The 23,829-nt window shown below is 70.3% G+C and carries 21 protein-coding genes, 1 tRNA gene and 1 pseudogene; 14 read left to right on the forward strand and 9 right to left on the reverse strand.

Features of this window, described 5'->3' with window-relative positions; genetic code table 11:
• Nucleotides 1-11 precede the first annotated feature (11 nt).
• Nucleotides 12-83: transfer RNA gene (locus tag O3W51_RS29405), tRNA-Cys, on the reverse strand.
• 168 nt (nt 84-251) lie between these two features.
• Between O3W51_RS29405 and O3W51_RS29410 the strand changes: the two are divergent.
• From O3W51_RS29410 to O3W51_RS29425, 4 genes and pseudogenes are all read left to right on the forward strand, one after another.
• Nucleotides 252-917 (forward strand): annotated as a pseudogene (locus O3W51_RS29410) (MFS transporter); the annotation flags it as partial.
• 33 nt (nt 918-950) lie between these two features.
• Complete coding sequence (locus O3W51_RS29415) at nt 951-1,148, forward strand: hypothetical protein (protein ID WP_138356575.1); 198 nt, start codon at nt 951-953, stop codon at nt 1,146-1,148.
• Entirely contained in the window at nt 1,145-1,516 is a 372-nt protein-coding gene (locus O3W51_RS29420; RefSeq protein WP_138356576.1) for a type II toxin-antitoxin system death-on-curing family toxin, read from the forward strand. Before O3W51_RS29415 ends, O3W51_RS29420 begins: the two co-directional genes overlap by 4 nt.
• A 146-nt stretch (nt 1,517-1,662) precedes the next feature.
• The gene (locus tag O3W51_RS29425; RefSeq protein WP_198358592.1) at nt 1,663-3,453 is read left to right on the forward strand and encodes a DEAD/DEAH box helicase; all 1,791 of its coding nucleotides are present in this window, start codon (nt 1,663-1,665) and stop codon (nt 3,451-3,453) included.
• Between the two features lie 65 nt (nt 3,454-3,518).
• Here the strand turns inward: O3W51_RS29425 and O3W51_RS29430 are convergent, their stop codons facing one another.
• Nucleotides 3,519-4,049 carry a hypothetical protein gene (locus O3W51_RS29430; protein WP_138356577.1) on the reverse strand — a complete coding sequence of 177 codons (531 nt, stop codon included), beginning with the start codon at nt 4,047-4,049 and terminating at the stop codon, nt 3,519-3,521.
• 448 nt (nt 4,050-4,497) lie between these two features.
• Between O3W51_RS29430 and O3W51_RS29435 the strand changes: the two genes are divergently transcribed.
• From O3W51_RS29435 to O3W51_RS29450, 4 genes are all read left to right on the forward strand, one after another.
• On the forward strand, nt 4,498-6,132 hold the full coding sequence (locus O3W51_RS29435) for a hypothetical protein (protein ID WP_269287744.1): 1,635 nt from the start codon (nt 4,498-4,500) through the stop codon (nt 6,130-6,132).
• A 244-nt stretch (nt 6,133-6,376) separates the two neighbouring features.
• A complete protein-coding gene (locus tag O3W51_RS29440) occupies nt 6,377-8,332 on the forward strand; it encodes a hypothetical protein (protein ID WP_198358583.1) in 1,956 nt (651 codons plus the stop codon).
• 312 nt (nt 8,333-8,644) lie between these two features.
• Entirely contained in the window at nt 8,645-9,337 is a 693-nt protein-coding gene (locus tag O3W51_RS29445) for an IclR family transcriptional regulator (protein ID WP_138356580.1), read from the forward strand.
• Between the two features lie 78 nt (nt 9,338-9,415).
• The gene (locus O3W51_RS29450; protein WP_138356581.1) at nt 9,416-10,204 is read left to right on the forward strand and encodes a S16 family serine protease; all 789 of its coding nucleotides are present in this window, start codon (nt 9,416-9,418) and stop codon (nt 10,202-10,204) included.
• 36 nt (nt 10,205-10,240) lie between these two features.
• On the opposite strand, the gene O3W51_RS29455 is transcribed toward O3W51_RS29450, so the two are convergent.
• From O3W51_RS29455 to O3W51_RS29475, 5 genes are all read right to left on the reverse strand, one after another.
• Complete coding sequence (locus O3W51_RS29455) at nt 10,241-11,221, reverse strand: glycine betaine ABC transporter substrate-binding protein (protein WP_269287747.1); 981 nt, start codon at nt 11,219-11,221, stop codon at nt 10,241-10,243.
• Nucleotides 11,218-12,102, reverse strand: a complete 885-nt coding sequence (locus O3W51_RS29460; RefSeq protein WP_138356583.1) for an ABC transporter permease — start codon at nt 12,100-12,102, stop codon at nt 11,218-11,220. The genes O3W51_RS29455 and O3W51_RS29460 overlap by 4 nt, the downstream gene beginning before the upstream one ends.
• Nucleotides 12,099-13,385, reverse strand: coding sequence for a betaine/proline/choline family ABC transporter ATP-binding protein (locus tag O3W51_RS29465; RefSeq protein ID WP_164299252.1), 1,287 nt, complete (start codon nt 13,383-13,385; stop codon nt 12,099-12,101). Before O3W51_RS29465 ends, O3W51_RS29460 begins: the two co-directional genes overlap by 4 nt.
• Entirely contained in the window at nt 13,378-14,025 is a 648-nt protein-coding gene (locus O3W51_RS29470; protein ID WP_138356585.1) for an ABC transporter permease, read from the reverse strand. The genes O3W51_RS29465 and O3W51_RS29470 overlap by 8 nt, the downstream gene beginning before the upstream one ends.
• A gap of 65 nt (nt 14,026-14,090) precedes the next feature.
• A complete protein-coding gene (locus O3W51_RS29475; RefSeq protein WP_138356586.1) occupies nt 14,091-14,564 on the reverse strand; it encodes an Lrp/AsnC family transcriptional regulator in 474 nt (157 codons plus the stop codon).
• A gap of 123 nt (nt 14,565-14,687) precedes the next feature.
• Here O3W51_RS29475 and hppD point away from each other — a divergent pair, with 123 nt between their 5' ends.
• On the forward strand, nt 14,688-15,833 hold the full coding sequence (hppD, locus tag O3W51_RS29480) for a 4-hydroxyphenylpyruvate dioxygenase (RefSeq protein ID WP_138356587.1): 1,146 nt from the start codon (nt 14,688-14,690) through the stop codon (nt 15,831-15,833).
• Nucleotides 15,834-15,910: 77 nt separating this feature from the next.
• Nucleotides 15,911-17,278, forward strand: coding sequence for an FAD-binding oxidoreductase (locus tag O3W51_RS29485; RefSeq protein WP_138356588.1), 1,368 nt, complete (start codon nt 15,911-15,913; stop codon nt 17,276-17,278).
• Nucleotides 17,279-17,300: 22 nt separating this feature from the next.
• Here O3W51_RS29485 and O3W51_RS29490 read toward each other — a convergent pair whose 3' ends face one another.
• Nucleotides 17,301-17,774 (reverse strand): SsgA family sporulation/cell division regulator, encoded by a 474-nt coding sequence (locus tag O3W51_RS29490; RefSeq protein WP_187145292.1) that lies wholly within the window; start codon nt 17,772-17,774, stop codon nt 17,301-17,303.
• A 268-nt stretch (nt 17,775-18,042) separates the two neighbouring features.
• Between O3W51_RS29490 and O3W51_RS29495 the strand changes: the two genes are divergently transcribed.
• Both O3W51_RS29495 and O3W51_RS29500 read left to right on the forward strand, forming a co-directional pair.
• Nucleotides 18,043-19,437, forward strand: coding sequence for an RDD family protein (locus O3W51_RS29495; RefSeq protein ID WP_269287748.1), 1,395 nt, complete (start codon nt 18,043-18,045; stop codon nt 19,435-19,437).
• Between the two features lie 85 nt (nt 19,438-19,522).
• Nucleotides 19,523-20,272 carry an RDD family protein gene (locus tag O3W51_RS29500; RefSeq protein WP_269287749.1) on the forward strand — a complete coding sequence of 250 codons (750 nt, stop codon included), beginning with the start codon at nt 19,523-19,525 and terminating at the stop codon, nt 20,270-20,272.
• Nucleotides 20,273-20,376: 104 nt separating this feature from the next.
• Here the strand turns inward: O3W51_RS29500 and O3W51_RS29505 are convergent, their stop codons facing one another.
• The gene (locus O3W51_RS29505; RefSeq protein WP_138356591.1) at nt 20,377-20,667 is read right to left on the reverse strand and encodes a hypothetical protein; all 291 of its coding nucleotides are present in this window, start codon (nt 20,665-20,667) and stop codon (nt 20,377-20,379) included.
• A gap of 340 nt (nt 20,668-21,007) precedes the next feature.
• Between O3W51_RS29505 and O3W51_RS29510 the strand changes: the two genes are divergently transcribed.
• Both O3W51_RS29510 and O3W51_RS29515 read left to right on the forward strand, forming a co-directional pair.
• A complete protein-coding gene (locus tag O3W51_RS29510; RefSeq protein ID WP_381585167.1) occupies nt 21,008-23,380 on the forward strand; it encodes an immune inhibitor A domain-containing protein in 2,373 nt (790 codons plus the stop codon).
• Nucleotides 23,381-23,448: 68 nt separating this feature from the next.
• The gene (locus tag O3W51_RS29515) at nt 23,449-23,757 is read left to right on the forward strand and encodes a hypothetical protein (protein WP_138356592.1); all 309 of its coding nucleotides are present in this window, start codon (nt 23,449-23,451) and stop codon (nt 23,755-23,757) included.
• Nucleotides 23,758-23,829 lie beyond the last annotated feature (72 nt).

A 23,829-nucleotide genomic window follows, 5' to 3' on the forward strand; every position in this document is an offset into this window, starting at 1 on the left:
CTTCCTCACGGAGGCCGTAGCGGGAATCGAACCCACGTGCCTCGCTTTGCAGGCGAGTCCCTAAACCACTCGGGCATACGGCCGTGTCGGTGACATCACCGACGATAGGGCGCCGCCCCCGGGGTCGGTCAACGGTCCCGGCGGGCCCGCAACAGGACTGCCATACGCCGTTCATGAACCGAGGCGGGGGCCCGGGAACGGTGGCACGCCTAGGGCGTGTTGCGAAAGTCCCGCCTGGCCCACGACGCCCGGCACGCGTACCCGCCGCCGTGGGCGCCGCGCTCCTGGTCCCCGGCGTCCTGCGGCTGCTGCCGCGCGGGACGTTCCGGGCCGCCCGCGGACTGCCCGCGGTGATCCTGCTGCGCGGGGTCGCCGCCGGATCGTTCATCGGCGCGGAGAGCTTCATCCCGCTGATGCTGGTCACCGAGCGCGGCTATTCGGCCACCCTGGCCGGGCTCTCGCTCACCGGCGGCGGCCTGACCTGGGCGCTGGGATCGTATGTGCAGAGCCGCCCGCGGCTGCAGCCGCACCGCGAGCGGCTGATCAGGATCGGCATGCTCCTGATGGCCGCCGCCGTCGCGGGACCGGCCCTCGCGCTCGCCCCGTCCGTGCCCGCCTGGATCGTCACCGTCTCCTGGATCGTCGGCGGCTTCGGCATGGGCCTGGTCATCTCCAGCGGCAGCGTCCTGCTCCTCAAGCTCTCCCGCCCCGACGAGGCCGGCAGCAACTCCGCCTCCCTGCAGGTCTCCGACGCCCTCGGCAACATCGTCCTCGTCGGCGCCTCAGGAGTCCTGTTCACCGCCCTGGGCGGCGGCTCCGGCCACTCCGGAGCCTTCGTGGCCGTCTTCCTCTCGATGGCGGGCGTCGCCCTCCTGGGCGTCCTCGTGGCGGGCCGGTTGACGCCGAAGGCGGTCTGATCCGGTCGTGGTACCGAGTGGTACCATGGCCTCATGCCTGGACTGAATGTTCGTTTCACCGACGATGAGCTGGAAGCCCTGCGCGAGCGCGCGGAGGCGGAGTCGACGAGCATGCAGGTCATCGCGCATGACGCGGTGGTGCGGGCGATCAGTGAGCGGGCGCGCCTCTTCGAGGCGGCGGCCACGCATGTCCTCCAGGCGAGCGAAGAGCTCAACCAGCGACTCGCGTGACGTACTACCTGACGCTTCCCGAGATCCTGAACCTGGCGAAGCGCCTCGGTGCTGATGAGGTGCGGGACTACGGGCTGCTGGATTCCGCGCTCGCCCGGCCGAGGGCGACCGTGTTCGGCCAGGATGCCTATCCGGACATCTGGCACAAAGCTGCCGCCCTCATGGAGTCACTGGCTCGCAACCGCGCACTGGTCGACGGGAACAAGCGGATCGCCTGGTATGCGACCTGGGTCTTCCTGCAGATCAACGGGCATACGCTGCGAGCGGGCTTCGACGTGGACGAGGCCGAGACCTTCGTGCTGAACGTCTGTCAGGGGGTGCTCGACGTGCCGAAGACCGCCGAGATCCTTCCCCGTTTCACCGGATGAGAGCCGGCACCCGGCGAGGCGAGCCCGGTCGCGGGACGCTCGGCGCGATGGCGTAGAACCGGGGTGACGGGCGTGCCGCAGGTACGCTTATGCGCTTGACGCTGTTGACGTCGACCGCCGCCGCTCCCGACCCCGCCCCGGAGACCGTGACTACTACCGCCGCCAGTGCCTCCCACCACCTTTCACCGGCCTTCCCGGGCCGTGCCCCCTGGGGCACCGCCGGAAAGCTGCGCGCCTGGCAGCAGGGGGCGCTCGACGAGTACATGCGGCTGCAGCCGCGCGACTTCCTGGCCGTGGCGACGCCCGGCGCCGGGAAGACCACGTTCGCGCTGACGCTCGCCTCGTATCTGCTGCACAACCACCTGGTGCAGCAGATCACGGTGGTCGCGCCGACCGAGCACCTCAAGAAGCAGTGGGCGGAGGCGGCTGCGCGGATAGGGATCAGGCTCGATCCGGACTACAGCGCGGGCCCGGTCAGCAAGGAGTACCAAGGCGTCGCGGTGACCTACGCGGGCGTCGGGGTGCGGCCGATGCTGCACCGCAACCGCTGTGAGCAGCGCAAGACCTTGGTGATCCTGGACGAGATCCACCACGCCGGTGACTCCAAGTCCTGGGGCGAGGCGTGCTCCGAGGCGTTCGACCCGGCGACCCGGCGGCTCGCGCTGACCGGTACGCCGTTCCGCTCGGACACCAACCCGATCCCGTTCGTGGCGTATGAGGAGGGCAACGACGGGATCCGCCGCAGCTCGGCCGACTACACCTACGGCTACGGGAACGCGCTCGCGGACGGTGTCGTCCGCCCGGTGATATTCCTCTCCTACAGCGGCAACATGCGCTGGCGCACCAAGGCCGGCGACGAGATCGCCGCGCGGCTCGGCGAGCCGATGACCAAGGACGCCATCGGCCAGGCCTGGCGCACCGCGCTGGCGCCGACCGGCGAGTGGATCCCCGCCGTGCTGAAGGCGGCCGACCAGCGGCTCACCGAGGTGCGCAGGAGCATCCCGGACGCGGGCGGGCTGGTGATCGCCACCGACCAGGAGTCCGCGCGCGCCTACGCGAAGATCCTCAAGGACATCAGCGGCCACAAGGTGACCGTCGTGCTCTCCGACGAGAAGGCCGCGTCCAAGCGCATCGATGCCTTCACGCACTCCGAGGACCGCTGGATGGTCGCGGTGCGCATGGTGTCCGAGGGCGTGGACGTGCCGCGGCTCGCGGTGGGCGTCTACGCGACGACGATCTCGACGCCGCTGTTCTTCGCGCAGGCGGTGGGCCGTTTCGTCCGGTCCCGCAGGCGTGGCGAGACCGCGTCCGTCTTCGTGCCGACCATCCCGATGCTGCTCGACTTCGCCAACGAGATGGAGGTCGAGCGGGACCACGTCCTGGACAAGCCCAAGAAGGCCGGCGACGAGGAGAATCCGTTCGCCGAGGAGGATCAGCTGCTGGCCGACGCCGAGAAGCTGGAGGACGAGGAGACCGAGGAGCAGCTGCCCTTCGAGGCGCTGGAGTCCGACGCCGTCTTCGACCGGGTGCTGTACGACGGCGCCGAGTTCGGCATGCAGGCGCACCCGGGGAGCGAGGAGGAGCAGGACTACCTCGGCATCCCGGGACTGCTGGAGCCCGACCAGGTGCAGATGCTGCTGCAGAAGCGGCAGACCCGGCAGATCGCGCACAGCCGGCAGAAGCCCGCGGACCAGGCCGACCTCATCGAGCTGCCGGCCGAGCGGCGCCCCATCGTCACGCACAAGCAGCTGCTGGAGTTGCGCAAGTCGCTGAACACGCTGGTGTCGGCGTACACCCACCAGAGCGGCAAGCCGCACGGCGTCATCCACAACGAGCTGCGCCGGGTGTGCGGTGGCCCGCCGAGCGCCGAGGCGACGGCCGGGCAGCTGAACGAGCGGATCAAGAAGGTCCGGGAGTGGGCCACGAAGATGCGCTGAGCGCCGCCGCGAACGGTCCCCGGAAGGCGCGCCTTCCGGGGACCGTTGTGCTCACCCGGCCGCTGTCACCAGGTGAAGGCCGACGACTGGGCCGTCGTCGCCGTGCAGTAGACCGTCGCCACGGTGGGCGACGAGGTCACGATCTTCAGTGACCAGTTGGTGGCGCTCGGAGTCCCGGTCAGCACCAGCGAATCGGTGGTGTTGCCGGTCGCGATGGTGCCCGAACTCAGCGACAGCGGGCCCAGGGTGATCGGGTTGCCGCCGGACATCGCCGGGTTGAGCTTCGCGGAGAACTGCACCTCACTGGTGACGCCGCCGGCGGTCTTGTTGACCTTCAGCGTCGTCGTGATGCTGTTCGGGTTGGCGCTGGAGCCGACCGGCATCGTGATCGCGGTGGAAGTGAGTTTGATCTTCTTGACGCCGCCGGTGTCGGTGGCTGTCAGGGTGCCCAGTCCGCTGCCCCACGTACCGCAGTTGTAGGTGGCGGTCGCGGTGCCCGGGGCAACGGCGAACGACGAGGTGGACAGGGCGAGGGTCGCCGTGACCGCCCCGACCGTGCCGAGAACGGCCAGGCCGACCAGTCTGGAACGTGCCATGTGGTTGGTGCTCCTTTCGGTGGATGGAGCGCCGGGCGCATGCCGAATTCAAGGTTTCCCAACCAAAGAAGTATCGCCAGGGCATTACGTCCGTCGCTGTTCCGCCGCCCCATCGACGGGGGCGTGCGGTGCCGGGCCCGGCATACTGAGTCGTAGTGAAACCATGATCTCCAGAACAGTCAACACATATGCGGGACAATTTTTCCGTGGCGTAAAGCGGAGGCTTCCGCAGTGTTTCCCGGTGATCGCTTCGAGTACTTCTCGACTTGTTCCTGAGATTGGCGGAGATCCCTTCCTTTGCTTCTCTTGACTTCTTCGGTCCTGGACCTCTCAATGTCCTGAATCATTCGACCGAGCCATCGCACTCCTGCCACTCCGGCTCCTCCCGGCGTCATGCCGTGCCGCCTCCGGTGAGGCCGGGGCGGTGGCCACCGTCACGAGGAGTCAGGTGTCCCGACACCGAAGATGCGTACCGCACCGGTTGGCCGCGGGCGCGGCCGGGCTCGTCCTGGTGCTGACCGGCGGGGGAGCGGCCCAGGCCCTGATCGTTTCGCCCTCGGGAACGGTCGGCCCGGTGGTGCACTGTGTGCTGCCGCTCGGTCAGGGTGAGGCCACCGGGCCGCAGGACATGACCGTCGAACTCAGCCCGTCCACCGTGCTCCCGGGCGGCAAGGTGCACGCCAAGGTCACGCTCGGGCCGGGCCCCGCCCTCAGCCCGATCTCCATCACCCAGGTGCCGACCACGCCCAACCTCGACCTGGCCCTGTCCGGCGGCGCCACCGGGACCGTCACCGTCACTGGCCCCGAGGTGCCGGTGGACGTCGAGGCCGGAAAGCCCACGGTCATCCCGCCGTTCGAGGGCGACTTCTTCGTCCCGCAGAACGCCTCGGGCCCGGTCGACTTCACCCCGCTGCGCAATCTGACCAGGACCAAGGTGCTCGGCGGGACCTACGAGACCCCCTGCGACGTGGTCAGCGGCAGCGGCAGCATCGGCACGGTCGACGTGCAGGGCTCCGGCGGCACGCCGGCCAGCCTTGTCGCGCCGACCGGGGCGGTCCGGCCCAACACCCCGGTCGCGCTGACCGGTTCCGACTGGACACCGGGCGGCACCGCCGTCCCCTCGCTGTGCTCCGCCGCCGGCACCGGCTGCGACCCGGCGAAGTTCTCCGCGAACACGCTGACCATCGGTTCCACCGGCGCGCTGGCCGGGACGGCGACCCTGGCCCCAGCCACCGACGTCCCGGACGGCGACTACCTGGTCAAGGTCAACGACGGCACGAAGGAGGCCACCGCGCCGCTGACGGTCAAGGCCGTGGCGGCGGGCGAGCGGGAGTTCACGCTGTCGAGCGGCAGCGGACCGGTCGGCAGCGTCATCACCATCACCGGCCGGAACTACCGGCCGGACCAGTGGATCAACATCGTCGGCCTCAACGCCGACGGCGCGACCCTGGACGACACCGCCGTCTATCCGCAGAGCACTCCGGACGGCACGTTCTCCACCGAGTTCACCGTCAGCGACCCCACCCTGGTCGCGGTCCAGGCGGACGAGGGCGGCGACCCGGCGACCGTCAGAACGCAGCCGTTCACCGTCACCACCGGCGGCGGAGGCGGCACCACCACCGGCAGTCAGACACTGCGGACCGCGGTGGTGCCGGGCCTGCTGTCGATGACCCAGGCGGGCGACACCGTCCAGTTCGGGTCGGTCCAGCTCGACGGTGACCCGCACACGTTGAACAGCGCGCTGAACAAGGTCACGGTGCACGACGCCCGCGGCGTCAACACGGGCTGGTCGCTGACCGGCACCATGACCGCCTTCACCAGCGGCTCCGGAGCCACCATCCCGGCCGACGCGGTCGGCTGGGTGCCGGTGTGCACGGCGCAGCCGGGCAGTGTCGGCACTCCGGTGGCGGGCTCGCCCGCGCAGCTGGGCAGCGCGGCCGCGACGTTGTGCGGTCTCGCGCCCGACGGGTCCCGCCAGTTCACCGGCGGGAACTTCGACGCCGACGCTGCTCTCACGCTCCAGGTCCCGGGGACGGCCCGGCCGGGCGACTACAGCGCGACGCTCACGCTGACGCTGTTGTGAACCGAGCTCCGAATTGATCGTTCCGCTGGACTTCCGGCCGGTACCCGCAGCTTCGGGTACCGGCCGGAAGTCTATTCAGGAAACAAGATCTGACGCCTCATCAGGTACTTCTCCGGCGCCTATTGACTTATGAAGGTCACACCCTCTCAATGTGCCGTGAATTAGCGGAATGACATCCCCCGATCTTGTTTCGAAGAATGGGAGTCACGTGTTCTTGCGACCAGGACCATTGGCACATCGATTGATGTCAGGATCTGCGGCACTCGCCCTCGCTCTGACCGGAGCCGGACTGGCTCTCGCACCGGCCGCCCACGCCGGGACGATCACTCCCACGGTGCACTGTTCGCTGCCGGCCGGCCAGGGTGAGGCGACCGGCCCGCAGACCATGACCGTCGACCTCACCCCCTCCGTCGTCGACCCCGGCGGCAGCGTGCACGCCAAGGTCACCCTCGGCGGGAGCCCGGCGACCAGCGGTATCGCGTTGAGCAATGTGCCGACCACCCCCAGCATCGACCTCGCCATGTCCGGCGGTGCCACGGGCACCGTCACCGTCCGCGGCCCCGAGATCACCATGGACATCCCCGCCAACACGCCGATTCTGATCCCGCCCTACGAGGGCGACTTCCTCATCCCGGTCAACGCCGCCGGACCGATCACGTTCAGCGTGGTCCGCACCCTGACCCAGACCAAGGTGCTCGGCGGTACCTACCAGACCCCCTGCGACGTCACCGCGAACGGCGGCAGCGTCGGCACGGTGACCGCCCAGGGCACCGCCGGCGTCCCGGCCACCCTCCACGCGCCCGCCACGCCCGTCCGCCCCAGCACCCCGGTGGCGCTCACCGGTGACCTGTGGACGCCCGGCGGCACCCCCGTCGCGTCGCTGTGCGACACCGCGGGCGGCGGCTGCGACCCGGCGAAGTTCGCCTCCAGCACCCTGGCGATCGGCGCCAACAAGCAGCTGACGGGCTCCGCGACGCTCTCCGACGCCAACTCGGTGCCGGACGGCAATTACCTCGTCAAGGTCAACGACGGGACCAAGGAGGCCACCGCGCCGCTGACGGTCAAGGCCTTCGTGCCCACCGGCCCACGGGCGTTCACGCTCTCGCGGAGCCAGGGCCCGGTCGGCAGCGTCATCACCGTCTCCGGCACCAACTACCGGCAGGACCAGTGGATCAACACCGTCGGCCTCGACGCCGACGGGCAGACCCTGGACGACACCGCGGTGTACGTGCAGACCACCGCCGACGGCACCTTCTCGGTGGACTTCACCGTCAGTGACCCGGCGCTGGCCGCCGTACGGACCGACGAGGCCGGCGACCCCGCCACCACGCTCACCCGGTCGTTCACCGTCGTGGCGGCCGCCGCCACGCTCGGCACGGGCACCGGCAAGGTCAAGCCCGGCGGGACCGTCACCGTCTCCGGAACCGGCTGGCCGGCCGGCACCGCCGCGACCGCCTCGCTGTGCAACGCCGACGGCACCGGCTGCGCCGCGAGCCGCATCGCCGCGAAGTCCCTGACGATCGCCGCCGACGGGACCCTGCACGGGACGGTCACCGTCGCGTCCTCGGTCGCCCCGGCCGCCTATCTGCTCAGGGTCGAGGCGGGCGGGGTCTCGCAGACCGGGGCCCTGACGGTGGCGAAGTACTTCATCGTCCTCAGCCCCTCCAGCGGCCCCAAGGGCACCCAGGTGACCGTCGTCGGCCAGGGCTTCGCCCCGGTCTGCACGGTGGTGATCTCCGGGCTGAAGGCGAACGGGTCGCAGACCTCCGACATCCCCAGGACCAAGGTCGTCGGCCTCGACGGCGCGTTCTCCCAGACCTTCACGGTCAAGGACGCCGCCACGGTCGCCCTCCAGGTCAAGGAGGTGCTGGTCAATCCGCGGATCGCGATGGCCGTCTTCACCGTCGACGACAGCATCCCGCCGCCCTCCGCCGGCTTCGCGCTCTCCCCGGACTCCGGCCCGCTCGGCACTGTGGTCCAGGTCACAGGCCAGGGCTTCGCGCCGGTCGCCACGGTGGCGGTGACCGGACGCCGGGCGGACGGCTCGCAGACGTCCGACGGTTCCGTCCTCCGCGTCATCGGCCTGGACGGCAGCTACGCGCTCAACTTCACGGTGCACGACCCGACGACCGTCGCCCTCAAGGCCTGTGAGGTGCTCGTCGACGGCAGAACCGTGCAGCGCACCTTCACCGTGACCTGACGGGAGGGGTGCGGAGGAACGGAAGAACCGCAGGCGGCGCGGCCCCGGAACCGGGACCGCGCCGCCTTCGTCATAGGCCCGTGAGCTTAAAGAGCGGGTCAGGAGTTTTCCTCGGTGTGACCGCATTGTGGACGACCCCTTCCGCTCAGCGGTACTCGGTCGCTACCGTGCCCGTCACGCACGCGCCGTGGCAGAGCAGCCGCGGAGCGCAGCCGGTACCACCGCGACCGGCGGCCTCTCCGCGCGCTGCCGCGGGACCGGCAGTGCGTCCCGCCGTGAGATGAGCCGCCACTCATATGAGGAGGGGGCGTCGTGACCGCGGAGACATCTCAGACGCTCGACAGAGGACTGCGGGTCCTCAAGCTATTGGCCGACACCGACCACGGGCTCACCGTTACCGAGCTCGCCACCAAGCTGGGGGTCAACCGCACCGTCGTCTACCGCCTGCTGGCCACCCTGGAGCAGCACGCACTGGTACGGCGTGACCTCGGCGGGCGGGCCCGCGTCGGGCTCGGCGTGCTGGGGCTCGCCCACCAGGTGCATCCGCTGCTGCGGGAGGCGGCACTGCCGGCCCTGAGGTCACTCGCCGAGGACATCGGTGCCACCGCGCACCTGACCCTCGTCGACGGCAGCGAGGCGCTGGCCGTGGCGGTGGTCGAACCGACCTGGACCGACTACCACGTCGCCTACCGCACCGGTTTCCGGCATCCGCTGGACCGGGGCGCGGCGGGCCGGGCCATCCTGGCCGGCCGCGGCGTCCTGCCGCACGCACCCGGGCAGGAACAGAACGGCGCCGAGCCGGGGGAGGGGCGGACCGAGCCGGTCCGCTACGTCCTCACCCACGGCGAACTGGAGGCCGGCGCCAGCGGCGCCGCCGCCCCGCTCATCGGGGTGACCGGTATAGAGGGCAGCGTGGGCGTGGTGATGCTCGCCGAGGCGGTGCCCGAGCGGGTCGGCCCCAGGGTGGTGGAGGCGGCCACGGAGGTCGCCGACGCGCTGCGCTAGGCCACGGTCCGCCGCGTGGCGGACGGGGCACCCGGCCGGGGTGCCCCGCCCGTCACGGCGGTGGACTACATTCTCTGCATGCCCGCAGTCTCCCGCCGTGCCCGAGTCCTTGCCCTTTGCGCGATGCTGGTGGCAGCGCTGCTGGCCGTCGCGGCGCTCGCCCCGCTCCCGGTGTCGATCGTGGTGCCCGGGATGACGGCGGACGTGCTCGGCGCGGACAAGGGCCGTCAGGTGATCACCGTCACCGGCACTCCGACCCGGACCACCAGCGGGCAGCTGCGGATGACCACGATCGCCGCGACCCAGCCGGACGCGTCGGTCCACCTCCCCGATGTGCTCAGGGCCTGGTTCGCGACCGACCAGGCGGCGATGCCGCGCGGCGCGGTCTATCCCGGCGGCGGCTCGGTCCAGGAGATCGAGCAGCACAACGCACAGGAGATGACCGACTCGCAGGACGCGGCGACCGGGGCGGCGCTCAGGCACCTCGGGCTGTCCCCCGCGAAGGTCAAGGTCGAGCTGCACCTCGCGGACGTCGGCGGACCGAGCGCCGGGCTGATGTTCAGCCTCGGCATCATCGACAAGATCGACGGGAACGGCCGCGGTGGTGACCTGACCGGTGGCCGCACCGTCGCCGGTACCGGCACCATCACCGCCGACGGCAAGGTCGGCGCGGTCGGCGGCGTACCGCTGAAGGAGCGGGCCGCCAAGCGCGACGGCGCCACCGTCTTCCTGGTCCCCAAGGGCGAGTGCTCCGACGCCGCCGCCGAACTGCCCGCCGGGCTCCGGCTGGTGCCGGTCACCGACCTGGAAGGCGCCCTGGCGGCCCTGGCCGCGATCAACACCGGCGGCAGGGTCCCCAGCTGCTGACCTCCTGCTGACCCACGGATCCGTGGGTCGGGCCGCTCAGCCCTTCTTGATGAAGCCCTCCTGGATCATCCAGTCCTTGGCGACGTCGTGCGGGTCCTGGCCGTCCACGTCCACCAGCGCGTTCAGCTGCTGGGCGATCTGTGTCGTCAGCCGCTTGCTGATGGGGTCCAGCAGTCCGGCGACGGCCGGGTACTTGTGGAAGGTCTTGCTGTTGAGCTCGGGCGCCGCGTTGTAGTTCGGGAAGAAGTGCTTGTTGTCCGCCATCGTGTCCAGGTCCATGGCCTTGATCCGCCCGTCGGTGGTGAAGGCCTCACCGAGCAGGCAGGTGCCCTTGGCCACCTGGGTGTAGACGATGCCGGCGTCCATCTTCTGGATGTTGGAGGCCGGGATGTGCATCCCGTACGCCTTCTCCATGCCGAGCAGCCCGTCGTCCCGCGAGGCGAACTCGTTCTCCACGCACACGGTCACCGCCGAGGGGTCGGAGTTCGAGAGGGCGGCAACGTCGGAGAGCGTCTTGAGGTGGTACTTGGCGTTGTTCGCCTGGTTGATGGCGAGCGTGTACGTGTTGTCGAGGGAGGACGGCGGCAGCCAGGTGACGCCGTTCCTGACGTCCTCGTCGCGCACCGCCCGCCACTGCGCCAGCGGGTCGGTGATCGGCTTGTCGTGGCCGAGATAGGTGATCCAGGCGGTGCCGGTGTACTCGTACATCGCGTCCGCCTCACCGGACTTGATGGCCTCGCGGGCACCGATCGACCCCTGGATGTTGGTGCGGTCCAGCACCTCGGCGCCCGCAGCCTTGAAGGCCAGGCCGATCATCGAGCCGAGGATGATCTGCTCGCTGAAGTTCTTCGAGGTGACGATGAGCGAGGCGCCCTTGAGGGGCAGTCCCTGGCCGATGGAACCCGGGACCACGTCGTCCACCAGGGGGCTGCCGCTCTTGAGGCCGCAACCGCTGAGCGCGGCCGTCGCGACGAGCAGCCCGCAGCCCGCCGTCGCCAGGGTGCGTCCGTACCTCATGACCCCACCTCCAGGCCGCGCGGCCGCATCAGCTGTTCGGCGACCGAGGCGATCCAGTCCACGGCCAGCGCCAGCAGCACCGTCAGGATGGAGCCGAGCACCAGCACCGGCATCCGCTGGGTCTGGATGCCGGTGGTGATCAGGTCGCCGAGGCCGCCACCACCGCCGAAGGTGGCCAGCGTGGACGTGCCGACGTTGAGGACCAGCGCGGTGCGCACTCCGGCCAGGATCAGCGGTACGGCGAGCGGCAGTTCCACCTTGGACAGGACGCCGACCGCCGACATCCCGATGCCGCGCGCCGACTCGACGAGCGTCGGGTCGATGCTCCGCAGACCGGCCATGGTGTTGGACAGCACCGGCAGCACGGCGTAGGCCACCATGCCGATGATCGCGGTGCGCGGACCGATGCCCAGCCAGATGACGAGCAGCGCCAGCAGACCGATCGCCGGGGTCGCCTGGCCGATGTTGGCCAGCGCGGTGACGAACGGGGTGGCCTTGCGCAACTGCCGCCGGGTCAGCGCGATGCCGACCGGGATGGCGATGATCAGCACCCAGAACGTGGAGTACGCGGTGAGCTTGACGCTCTGCCAGAACCGCAGCTGGACGGTGTCGCCGGCCAGCGCGTTGTGCGCGATCGAGTCGAGGTCGGCGTTGCTGATCCACAGATAGGTGGCGCCCAGCGCGGCGCCCAGCACCAGCGGGGTGATCACCAGCTTGGGCCAGCGCAGCCGGCGCTCGGGCGCCTCGTGCGGCAGCGGACCGGTGCCCGTCCCGACGGCCCCGGCCACCCCGTCGTCCTCGGCCGCCTCCGGGTCGTCACGGAAGGCCCGCCCGCGCACCTCGTGCTCGCCCGGCGGGCGTTCGGGGCGGCGCGCGCTCATGCGTCCGCCCTCTTCGGTCCCTCCGGGGGAGCGGCCTCCGCACCCTCCTGCTCCAGCCGCGTCTGCTGCCTGCGCAGCTCCTCCAGCTCGTGCCGGTGCTCGATGGCGGTGAGCCGGTCGGCCTCCAGCATCTCGTGGACGGAGTTCATCAGCGTCTCCATGTCCACGACGCCGATGAACTCGCCGCGCCGGCCGGTCACCGCGACCCGGCCGCCGCTGTCGGTGAGCACCGCCTCCAGCGCGTCGCGCAGCGTCGCGTCCCGCGTCACCGTGTCGTGCACGAGGGTGCCGGCCCGCGCCAGGGACCCCTTGGCGCGCATCAGGTCGCCGCGCCGCAGCCACTTGTACGGGCGGCCGCGCTTGTCCAGCAGCAGCAGTTCGTTGGTGGTGGCGTCACGCAGCCGGTCGAAGATGGCCTGCAGCGGGTCGTCGACCGTCACGGTGGGGAACTCCGCGATTCCCACGTCCCGCACCCGGGTGAGGTTCAGCCGCTTGAGGGCCGCGCCCGCGCCGACGAAGCCGGAGACGAAGTCGTCCGTCGGGTTGGTGAGGATCGCCTCGGGGGTGTCGAACTGGGCGATGTGCGAGTGCTCGCGCAGCACCGCGATGCGGTCGCCGAGCTTGATGGCCTCGTCGAAGTCATGGGTGACGAAGACGATCGTCTTGTGCAGTTCGTGCTGCAGCCGGATCAGTTCGTCCTGCAGATGGTCGCGGGTGATCGGGTCGACGGCGCCGAACGGCTCGTCCATCAGCAGCACCGGCGGATCGGCCGCCAGGGCGCGCGCGACCCCGACCCGCTGCTGCTGCCCGCCGGACAGCTGGCGCGGGTAGCGGCCGTGGAACTCGCGCGGGTCCAGCCCCACCAGGTCGAGCATCTCCTCGACGCGGTCCTTCACCCGGGACTTCGACCAGCCCACCATCTTGGGGACCAGCGCCACGTTCTCGGCGACCGTCATGTGCGGGAAGAGCCCGGAGGACTGGATCGCGTAGCCGATCTTGCGGCGCAGTTTGACCGGGTCCATGTCGGTGACGTCCTCGTCGCCGATCCGGATCCGCCCCGAGGTCGGCTCGATCAGCCGGTTGATCATCTTCAGGGTGGTCGACTTGCCGCAGCCGGACGGGCCGACGAACACGACGGTCTCGCCCGCCTTGATCTCCATGCTGACGCTGTCCACCGCCGGTTCGGCGCTGCCGGGATAGCGCTTGGTCAGGTTCTCCAGCTGGATGGTGGCACCAGCCACCGAGGCGCCGGACGCCGGTGACCGATCGGACGGTTCAGACACGGATCCCCCTCGGGATGGTCATGCGGCCCACGACGATGTACGCGGCGTCGAAGAGCAGCGCCAGGACGACGATGCCGAGCGTGCCGGCGAGCACCTGGTTGAGGGCGTTGGCACTGCCCAGTGACGCGATACCGCGGAAGATCTCGTTGCCGAGCCCGGGGCCGGACGCGTACGCGGCGATCGCCGCGATGCCCATCAGCATCTGCGTGGAGACGCGGATGCCGGTCAGGATCGGCGGCCAGGCCAGCGGCAGTTCCACCTTGGCCAGCCGGGCGAAGCGCGACATCCCGATGCCCTTTGCCGCGTCCACCAGTGTGGGGTCGACGCCGCGCAGCCCGACGATGGCGTTGCGCACGATCGGCAGCAGCCCGTACAGCGTCAGCGCGGTGACGGTCGGCGGGACGCCGAGGCCCAGCACCGGGATCAGCAGACCGATCAGTGCCAGCGACGGGATGGTGAGGATGGTCGAGGTCGCGGTGACGGCCAGATTGCCCGCCCACTCGCTGCGGTACGTCAGGACGCCGAGCACGACGCCGATGACGGTGGCCAGCACCATGCACTGGAAGACGGCGCTGGCGTGCTGGAAGGCGTCGGTCAGCAACTGCTGGTGCCGGTTGCCGAGGTAGCTCCAGAAACTCACCGTCCGGCTCCCTCCTGCTCGTACCGCGGGGTTCCGCCCGTCCCGTCACCTCACGGGCGGTCACGTCACGGGCGGTCCTCCGCTGCCTGTTCGACCAGCGGGATGATCCGGAGTGGCACCGGATTTTCCATGACGATCGCCGTGGAGGCCCGCATGATGCCATCAAAGCCCACAACCCGGTCGATCACCCGTTGAAGATCCGCGTTCGAACGGGCCACCAGCCGGCAGAGCATGTCGCCCTGGCCGGTCGTGGTGTGCAGCTCCAGCACCTCGGGCACGCCCGCCAAGTGGGCGCGGACGTCCACGCCTTGGCCCTGCTTGATCTCCAGCGTCGCGAAAGCCGTCACCGGATAGCCGAGCGCGGCCGGATCCACCTGCGGCCCGAACCCCCGGATCACCCCATTGGCCCGCAGCCGGTCCAGCCGGGCCTGCGCCGTCCCGCGGGCCACACCCAGCCGCCTGGACGCCTCCAGCATCCCGATTCTCGGCTCATCGGCGAGCAGCTTGATCAGCTGCCCGTCCAGCACATCGATCCCCATGACTACCGCCTCCGATGGTCAGACTGCACAGATTGACCCGTGATTCCGGCGCTTCACTGTGCTCATTGTCCAGTGAAATCGGCAACTATTGCGCACTCTGGTCCGCAGGGCGACGCTTTTGACATGACTGAGACGACTGAGACGCAGCAGACCGCCGAAGCCCAGCAGAAGGACCTGTTCCCGGTGAAGGGCATGGACGCCGTCGTCTTCGCCGTGGGCAACGCCAAGCAGGCCGCGCACTACTACTCGACCGCCTTCGGGATGAAGCGCGTCGCCTACTCCGGCCCGGAGAACGGCAGCCGCGAGACCGCGTCGTACGTGCTGGAGTCCGGCGGCGCCCGCTTCGTCTTCACCTCGGTCGTCAGGACCGCCAGCGAGCGCGGCAAGTTCCTCGAGGCGCATGTCGCCGAGCACGGCGACGGCGTCATCGACCTCGCCATCGAGGTACCGGACGCCCGCGCCGCCTACGCCTACGCAGTCGAGCACGGCGCCACAGGGCTGGAGGAGCCGCACGAGCTGACGGACGAGCACGGCACCGTCGTCCTCGCCGCGATCGCCACGTACGGCCAGACCCGCCACACCCTCGTCGACCGCTCCGGCTACACCGGCCCGTACCTGCCGGGCTACGCAGCCGCCGACCCGATCGTCGAGCCGGGTACCCGCCGCTTCCAGGCGATCGACCACTGCGTCGGCAACGTCGAGCTCGGCAAGATGAACGAGTGGGTGGCGTTCTACAACCGCGTCATGGGCTTCACCAACATGAAGGAGTTCGTGGGCGACGACATCGCCACCGAGTACTCCGCGCTCATGTCCAAGGTCGTCGCCGACGGCACCCGCAAGGTGAAGTTCCCGCTCAACGAGCCGGCCATCGCCAAGAAGAAGTCCCAGATCGACGAGTACCTGGAGTTCTACGGCGGCCCCGGCGTCCAGCACATCGCCCTCGCCACCAACGACATCGTCGCGACCGTGCGGGCCATGCGCGCCGCCGGCGTCGAGTTCCTCAACACCCCGGACTCGTACTACGACACCCTCGGCGAGTGGGCCGGCGAGACCCGCGTCCCCGTCGAGACCCTCCGTGAGCTGAAGATCCTGGTCGACCGCGACGAGGACGGCTACCTGCTGCAGATCTTCACCAAGCCGGTCCAGGACCGGCCGACCGTCTTCTTCGAGATGATCGAGCGGCACGGCTCCATGGGCTTCGGCAAGGGCAACTTCAAGGCCCTCTTCGAGGCGATCGAGCGCGAGCAGGAGCTGCGCGGCAACCTCTGAGCGATACGGGTACGCCGACGGGCCGTGCCGGGGCGGCAGAGCTTCCCCGGCCACGGCCCGGGTGCCAGTCTGGAACCATGCGCGAACTGATCGAACGACTGCACGAGGGACTGCCGGCGGAGGCGGTCCTCACGGACCGGGACGTCACCGCCTCGTACGCCCATGACATGGCGAGCTTCTCCGAGGCGGGCACTCCGGCGGTGGTGGTGCTGCCCCGCACCGTCGAGCAGGTGCAGCACGTGATGCGCACCGCGACCGCGCTGCGGGTGCCTGTGGTCCCGCAGGGCGCGCGCACCGGTCTGTCGGGTGCGGCGAACGCGTCGGACGGCTGCATCGTGCTGTCGCTGGTCAAGATGGACCGGATCCTGGAGATCGACCCGGTCGACCGGGTCGCCGTCGTGGAACCCGGTGTCGTCAACGCCGTGCTGTCGCGCGCGGTCGCCGAGCAGGGCCTGTACTACCCGCCCGATCCGTCGAGCTGGGAGCAGTGCACCATCGGCGGCAACATCGGCACCGGAGCCGGCGGGCTGTGCTGTGTGAAGTACGGCGTCACCGCCGAGTACGTGCTGGGACTGGAGGTCGTGCTCGCCGACGGCCGTCTGCTGAACACCGGCCGCCGCACCGCCAAGGGCGTCGCGGGCTACGACCTGACCCGGCTCTTCGTCGGCGCCGAGGGCACGCTGGGCATCGTCGTGCGGGCGGTGCTCGCGCTGCGGCCCGCCCCGCCGCGGCAGCTCGTCCTCGCGGCGGAATTCCCGTCCGCGGCGGCAGCGTGCGCCGCGGTCTGCGAGATCATGGCCCGCGGCCACGCCCCCTCGCTGCTGGAACTGATGGACACCACCACCATCCGGGCGGTCAACGACCTGGCCCACATGGGGCTGCCGGAGACCACCGAAGCGCTGCTGCTGGCCGCGTTCGACACTCCCGACCCCGCCGCGGACCTCGCGGCGGTCGGTGAGCTCTGCACGGCCGCCGGCGCCACGCAGGTCGTCCCGGCGGAGGACGCCGCCGAGTCCGAGCTGCTGCTGCAGGCCCGCCGGATGGCCCTCGTCGCCCTGGAACGGGTCGGCACGGCGACGATGATCGACGACGTGTGCGTGCCGCGCACCAAGCTCGCACCGATGATCGAGGGCGTCGCCGCCATCGCACAGAAGTACGAGCTGACCATCGGCCTGTGCGCGCACGCGGGCGACGGCAACACCCACCCCATCGTCTGCTTCGACGGAGCGGACGAGGACGAATCGGCGCGCGCCCGTGAGTCCTTCGACGAGATCATGGCGCTGGGCCTGGCCCTCGGCGGGACGATCACCGGCGAGCACGGTGTCGGCCTGCTGAAGAAGGACTGGCTGGCCCGGGAACTCGGCCCGGTGGGCGTGGAGTTGCAGCGCGGCGTACGACAGGTCTTCGACCCGCTCGGCCTGCTCAACCCGGGCAAGCTCTTCTGAACCCCCGCGTTCCCCCGCGCCCTCACCCCTCGGGCGACTCGTCCGTCACCGTCCATGGATCGCGCAGCCACAACTCGTCCCGGGTCGTCGGGGCCAGCAGCTCGTTCAGCCCGTCGTCCATGCCGAGCTGCTCGTGCTCGGTCCCCGGCGGCACGGCGCGCAGGGTGCGCTCCAGCCAGGACGCCACCGGCGAGGACGGCGCCTCCAGCAGCGCGTTGCCGTCCGGGGAGCTCAGCGCCATACAGATCACGCTGCGCCCGTTGACCTTCGTCGGCCAGATGCGCACGTCCCCGTGCCCGCACGGCCGGAACACCCCTTCCACCAGCAGTTCGCGGGCGAACGTCCAGTTCACCGGGGCGTCCGAGCCCACATGGAAGGTGATGTGCACAGCAAAGGGATCATCTGTGCGATAGGCCAGCCGGGCCGGTACCGGAATGCTGCGCTCCGGCGACAGCACCAGGTTCAGTTCCAGTTCGCGTTCCACCACGGTCTGCATCAGGTCGTCGTCCTTTCCTTGGCGGGCGGCCCCTTGCGGTGTTGCGCAGCGGGTGCTGCGCGGGGCCCGCACCAGGAGAGAGCGCATACAACCCCAACCATTACGCGACTTCTCCGAATCGCGGTGAAAATTACGGAAGGCCCCGCGCGGGTCCCTCCCACCCGGTAAGGGTGTGTGGTGTGCGGTACCGCGGACCCGGCGGGTCCGCCTGTCTGGTAGATGTGGTCATTGCACTCCCCTGGCCGAATAGATACGGACCTCACGAACCATGAGCTCACCCTCCACTGGCTCCTCCGGTTCCTCCGGTTCCCCCGTTCCGGGGTACTACCCGGATCCGTCGATCCCGGGCTACATCCGGTACTGGAACGGAGCCGCCTGGGTGCCGGGCACCAGCCGTCCCGCACCGCGGCCCGGCGAGGAGCTCGCCCCGCCGCCGGGGCAGGACGCCGGCGGCCGGGGAACGCCCGGCCCGCCGGCCCCCGCGCCGGCCTCCGGCGGCGGTACGGGCATGCCCGCCGTCGAGGAGTCGGGCGTCATGTTCTTCGACGAGGACCCGGTGCGGACCGCGGAACCGGCGGCGTCCGACGGGCGTGGCGCGGCCGCCGCCCCCGTCTGGTCGGCGACGCCGGCCGTCGAGCCGCCCCGCACCACCTGGGGCGCCGCGGAGCCGCAACCGCGTCCCGAGCGGGCTGCCCCGGACGCCAACCTGCCCGCCACGCGCGGCGCGTCGGCCGGCACTCCTGCGACCGGCACTCCGGCCACCGGTACCCCCGCCGCCGGGACCCCGTGGGGCACCCCGCCGCGGCAGCCGCAGCCGCAGCCGCAGACACCGGAACATCCGCATCCGCATCCGCAGCCGCAGCCGCACATGCCGCGACAGTCGCAACAGCCGCAGACCCCGCAGCAGTCGCAGCCCGCCGCGGGCGAGGGCACGGACGGGCGGCGCGCCGGGTCCGCGCCCCCCGCCCAGGCCGCGCCCGCGCCCTGGGCGCAGCAGGTGCACGAACTCGCCCGGCAGGGCCCCGGCGGGGCGGGTCCCGGCGCGGGTCCCGGTGCCGGGACGGGCGGTGGCACGGCCGGCGGCGTCGTCGCCGTGCCGGGCCAGCAGGGTGAGCCGGCGGGTGTGGTGCCGTGGCGGCCGCCGGTGAACGACCCGTTCGCGTCGATGGTGCAGGAGCAGGGCCGCCCGGCCGGGCTCGGCCGGCGCCTCGCCGCCCGGCTGCTCGACACGATCGTCGTCCTCGCGGTCACCGGTGTGGCGGCGGTACCGCTCGGCACGGCCGCCTACCGCCACCTCAAGGACAAGGTGGACGAGGCGCGGCAGACCGGTGAGACCGTCACGGTCTGGCTGATCGACGGCACCACCGGCGTCCAGCTGGCCATCGTGCTCGGCGTCGCCCTCGTCGCCGGGCTGCTGTACGAGGTGCTGCCCACCGCCAAGTGGGGCCGGACGCTGGGCAAGAAGCTGTTCGGGCTGCGGGTGGTCGACATCGAGTCGCAGCTCGCCCCCGGCTTCGGACCCTCGCTGCGCCGCTGGCTGACGCACACCGTCCTCGACGCGCTCGTCGTCGGCGTCGTCGGCCTGGTGTGGTGCATGGTCGACCGCCCCTGGCGGCAGTGCTGGCACGACAAGGCGGCCCGTACGTTCGTCGCCCGGCAGTAGCGGGCGGCGCTGACGGTCCGTTCGGGGTACCCCGAACGGATCTTGCCGGAAGGCGCGTCCGCTTCCTACGGGTTTCACTCGGTTCATGAGTACCGACCAGCCGTCGCCCGGATCTCCTGACGATCCTTTCGCCAAGCCCCCCCAGGACAGTGGCCCCGGTACGCCCGGCGGCTCGCCCTACGGTCAGCAGCCGCCTTCCTACCCGCCGCCGCAGGACGGGGGCGGCAACGACCCGTACAGCGGCAACCCGTACGGCAATCCGCCGCCCGGTGGTCCCCCGCCCGGCGGCGGCGCACCGCCGCCCTACGGCGGCGACCCCTACGGCGGCGACCCCTACGGCGGCGACCCCTACGGCGGCGACCCCTACGGCGGTGGCACGCCCGACCCACTGGCCGGCATGCCGCCGCTCGGCGACGTCGGCAAGCGGCTGCTCGCGAGGATCATCGACTTCATCCTCATCTCCATCCCGGTCGGCCTGCTCGACTGGGCCTTCGGCACCTTCCAGACCGACACGGACGACATCAACTACGGCCGGTCGCTGCTGGGGTCCTGTGTGGCCGCGGTCCTCTACATCGGCTACGAGTGGTGGATGACCAGGGCGACCGGCCAGACCCTGGGCAAGAAGTGGCTGGGCGTGCGCATCGCCATGCTGGACAACGGCACCGTCCCCACGTCGTCGGCCGCGCTGATCCGCGCCTGTGTGTTCTGGCTGCCGACACTGTTCTGCTGCCCGTGCCTGTGGATCGTGCTCATCGGGATCCTGCTGCTGCTCGACAAGCCGTACCGCCAGGGTCTGCACGACAAGGCGGCGAAAACCGTCGTCGTCACCGCGTGACGGTCCGCCCCGGCGGACCCGGCCGGCCCCGTCGTCGTACCGGTCCCGCCGTCAGCACACGACGGCGGCCCCGGAGCAACCGCTCCGGGGCCGCCGCCCGCCGCTCAACGCCGCAGCGAGTGCTCGCTGACGCGGGACTGGCCGGAACTGTGCACCCGTGGGCGGGGGACCGTCGCGGGCGCGGTACGGAAGGTCGTACGGCCGCGGGCCTTGGCGCGGGCGGTCAGCGGGATCGTGGTCGTCACCGCGACCAGCACGCCGAGCAGCAGCCCGGCCGCCGCGATGATGACGACGCTGGGTCCGGAATGAGCCTCGGACAGCAGCAGCATCGCAAGAGTGGACAGGACAACGGTCGCGGAACCGTATGCGAGTTGCGCGGGGGTAGGACGCGGCATGGCGGGATCCGTCCTCGAATACGTCGGTTAAGTCGCAGTGTCGGAAGGGGCGGTGGACATCTTCATGCGTGGGCGCCGGCAACTGACTCTACGGATCGGCATGCCCCATGGGAACGGTTGGTAAGCGTGACCTAACCCACGGTGGGGGAGCACAGGGGGGCGCACGGAATCTCGACCCGGTCCACCCGTCTCAACTGGCAGACGGTCCACCTGGGTTGATGTCCGTTATCCGGACCTAAAAAGCCGGTCAACGTACTGGTCTGCCATGAGCAAGTCAAGACCTGTCTTTTCTTCCGGCACTTGGATGCAATGGCATCTCCCAAGGGGAGGTCAAGACATCTTGAAGAATCTTCGCAGCAACATCAGACCCGCCACCCTCGCGGTGGCGCTCATCGCACTCGGTGCGATGGCGATGCCCGCGACCTTGGCCGCAGCCGCTCCCGCGGCGGGCAACGAGGCGCAGGCGAGCCACGATCCGATGCAGGCGCCGACCGGCAAGGCGCCGGCCGGCACCAAGGCCAAGGTCGACGACGACCGTCTCGGCCCGCTCGGGCGCGAGCAGGCGGTACGCCGGCAGGACGCCCTGCAGAAGGTGATCGCGGGGGACCTCACGGTCCAGGACAGTGGCCGCTCCAAGGTCGCCAAACTCAGCGCGGGCAAGTACGTCGAGCTGAGCCGCGAGAAGACCGACAAGATCTTCGTGATCCTCGCCGAGTTCGGCGACAAGGTCGACCCGCAGTACGGCGGCACCGTCGGACCGCTGCACAACCAGATAGCGGAACCCGACCGTTCCACGGACAACAGCACCGCCTGGCGGAAGGACTACAACGCGCAGTCCTTCCAGGACCTCTACTTCTCCCACGACCCCAAGAAGGAGTCGGTGGCGAAGTACTACGAGAAGCAGTCCTCCGGCCGCTACTCGGTCAACGGCGAGGTCTCCGACTGGGTCAAGGTCGACTACAACGAGGCCCGTTACGGCAACAACAAGTGCGGCGCCACCAACTGCGCCACCGTCGAGGACCTGGTCCGCGACGGCACCGCGCAGTGGGCCGCGGACCAGAAGGCCAAGGGCCGCACCGCCGCGCAGATCAAGACGGACCTCGCCCAGTACGACCAGTGGGACCGTTACGACTTCGACCACGACGGCAACTTCAACGAGCCCGACGGTTACATCGACCACTTCCAGATCGTGCACGCGGGCGAGGACGAGTCCGCGGGCGGCGGCGTCCAGGGCACCGACGCGCTGTGGGCCCACCGCGGTTACGCCTACCAGGGTGACGAGGGCTTCACCGGCCCGGCCGGCAACCAGCTCGGCGGCACCCCGATCGGCGACACCGGCATCTGGGTCGGCGACTACACGATGCAGCCGGAGAACGGCGGCCTGGGCGTCTACGCCCACGAGTACGGCCACGACCTCGGCCTGCCCGACCTGTACGACACCACGTACATCGGCGAGAACGGCACCGCCTTCTGGTCGCTGATGTCGTCCGGCTCCTGGCTCTCCAACGGCACCACCGACATCGGCTCGCTGCCCGGTGACATGGACGCCTGGGACAAGATGCAGCTCGGCTGGCTGAAGTACGACACCGCCAAGGCCGCCAAGCTCTCGACGCACAAGCTCGGCGTCGCCGAGTACAACACCAAGGACCCGCAGGGTCTGGTCGTGACGCTGCCGTCGAAGAGCGTCACCACGGCGATCACCACGCCCTTCGCGGGCACCAAGCAGTGGTGGAGCGGCGCCGGCAACGACCTGCGCAACACCCTGACCCGCCACGTCGACCTCACCGGCAAGACGTCCGCGGCCCTGTCCTTCAAGGGCTGGTACGACGCCGAGGACGGCTACGACTACCTCTACACCGAGGTGTCCACCAACGGCGGCGTCAACTGGGCCCCGATCGACGGCACCATCGACGGCCAGCCCATCACCCGCAACGGCAGCGGCCGTCCGGCCATGACCGGCACCACGGGTGGCTACAAGGACATGAACTACCCGCTCGACGCCTTCGCCGGCCAGCAGATCGAGCTGCGCTTCCGCTACCGCACCGACGGTGGCGTCGCGCAGAAGGGCTTCGCGGCCGACAACCTGACGATCACCGCCGACGGCGCCGCCGTCTTCACCGACGGTGCCGAGGGTGACGACAACGGCTGGACCGCGAACGGCTTCAGCCGCTCCGAGGCGTCCTTCACCAAGTCGTACCCGCAGTACTACATCGCGGAGAACCGCGAGTACGTCAGCTACGACAAGGTCCTGAAGACCGGTCCTTACAACTTCGGGTTCGGCGCCGCCGCCCCGAAGAAGGTCGAGCACTACGCGTACCAGAACGGCCTGCTGATCTGGCTCTGGGACACCTCGCAGCTGGACAACAACGTCGGCGAGCACCCCGGCCACGGCCAGATCCTGCCGATCGACGCCCACGCCAAGCCCGACGCCTGGTCCGACGGCGCGCTGTTCCGCAACAAGATCCAGTCCGCGGACTCCACCTTCGGCTGGTACCCGACCGACGCCCTCACCGCGCACAAGAACGGTGTCGCCACGACGATCAAGTCCAAGCCGGGCGTCCCGGTCTTCGACGACCGTCACGGCACGTACTGGTACGACACCAACCCGTACGCGAGTGTCCAGGTGCCGAACACGAATACCCGCATTTCGATCCTGTTCGACTCCCCGAACGGACAGAACACGATCGTCGCGGTCAGCCCTGCGGGTCGCTGACCTGCGTTGATCCAGTGTTCGGCCCACGCCCTCTGGTGGGCGGGGGCCGATCACCGGATTATGTGGGCATGGCAGTCGGTGGATTCACCAAGCTTCCCAACGGCAACGTCGTCGTCGCTCTCAAGCTGCCCCACCCGGGCGGCGCGGAGGACAGCGTCCGCGTCATCGTGCACGCCCAGAACCGCCAGCGGGCGCTCACCCGGCTCCGGAATCTCGGCTTCCGGGCGGCCCGGCTCAGCGGCAACACCGAACCGCCGACGCCCGACGAGGTCACCGCCGTCCTGCACCACCCGGACGGCCTCGTCTGGCGGCACTCCGCGTCCGGCTCGGAAGAGCTCTGGCAGCCCTTCCGGGCCACCCACCGCCGCGCGGGCTGAGCGGGCGGGCGGTCCCGGCTTCTCCGGCCTCCCGACCCGCTCAGGGCCGCTCAGAGCCGTCCGGGCCCCTCT

The sequence above is a fragment of the Streptomyces sp. H39-C1 genome (assembly GCF_027158125.1).
In the GTDB taxonomy this organism is placed as follows: domain Bacteria; phylum Actinomycetota; class Actinomycetes; order Streptomycetales; family Streptomycetaceae; genus Actinacidiphila; species Actinacidiphila fildesensis.

What these genes read in the sequence shown, in the direction of transcription:
- O3W51_RS29415 (WP_138356575.1), top strand. Translation starts at nt 951, where the DNA reads ATGCCTGGACTGAATGTTCGTTTCACCGACGATGAGCTGGAAGCCCTG.
- O3W51_RS29430 (WP_138356577.1), bottom strand. Translation starts at nt 4,049, where the DNA reads ATGGCACGTTCCAGACTGGTCGGCCTGGCCGTTCTCGGCACGGTCGGG.
- O3W51_RS29440 (WP_198358583.1), top strand. Translation starts at nt 6,377, where the DNA reads ATGTCAGGATCTGCGGCACTCGCCCTCGCTCTGACCGGAGCCGGACTG.
- O3W51_RS29450 (WP_138356581.1), top strand. Translation starts at nt 9,416, where the DNA reads ATGCCCGCAGTCTCCCGCCGTGCCCGAGTCCTTGCCCTTTGCGCGATG.
- O3W51_RS29455 (WP_269287747.1), bottom strand. Translation starts at nt 11,221, where the DNA reads ATGAGGTACGGACGCACCCTGGCGACGGCGGGCTGCGGGCTGCTCGTC.
- O3W51_RS29460 (WP_138356583.1), bottom strand. Translation starts at nt 12,102, where the DNA reads ATGAGCGCGCGCCGCCCCGAACGCCCGCCGGGCGAGCACGAGGTGCGC.
- O3W51_RS29475 (WP_138356586.1), bottom strand. Translation starts at nt 14,564, where the DNA reads ATGGGGATCGATGTGCTGGACGGGCAGCTGATCAAGCTGCTCGCCGAT.
- hppD (WP_138356587.1), top strand. Translation starts at nt 14,688, where the DNA reads ATGACTGAGACGACTGAGACGCAGCAGACCGCCGAAGCCCAGCAGAAG.
- O3W51_RS29485 (WP_138356588.1), top strand. Translation starts at nt 15,911, where the DNA reads ATGCGCGAACTGATCGAACGACTGCACGAGGGACTGCCGGCGGAGGCG.
- O3W51_RS29490 (WP_187145292.1), bottom strand. Translation starts at nt 17,774, where the DNA reads ATGCAGACCGTGGTGGAACGCGAACTGGAACTGAACCTGGTGCTGTCG.
- O3W51_RS29495 (WP_269287748.1), top strand. Translation starts at nt 18,043, where the DNA reads ATGAGCTCACCCTCCACTGGCTCCTCCGGTTCCTCCGGTTCCCCCGTT.
- O3W51_RS29500 (WP_269287749.1), top strand. Translation starts at nt 19,523, where the DNA reads ATGAGTACCGACCAGCCGTCGCCCGGATCTCCTGACGATCCTTTCGCC.
- O3W51_RS29505 (WP_138356591.1), bottom strand. Translation starts at nt 20,667, where the DNA reads ATGCCGCGTCCTACCCCCGCGCAACTCGCATACGGTTCCGCGACCGTT.
- O3W51_RS29515 (WP_138356592.1), top strand. Translation starts at nt 23,449, where the DNA reads ATGGCAGTCGGTGGATTCACCAAGCTTCCCAACGGCAACGTCGTCGTC.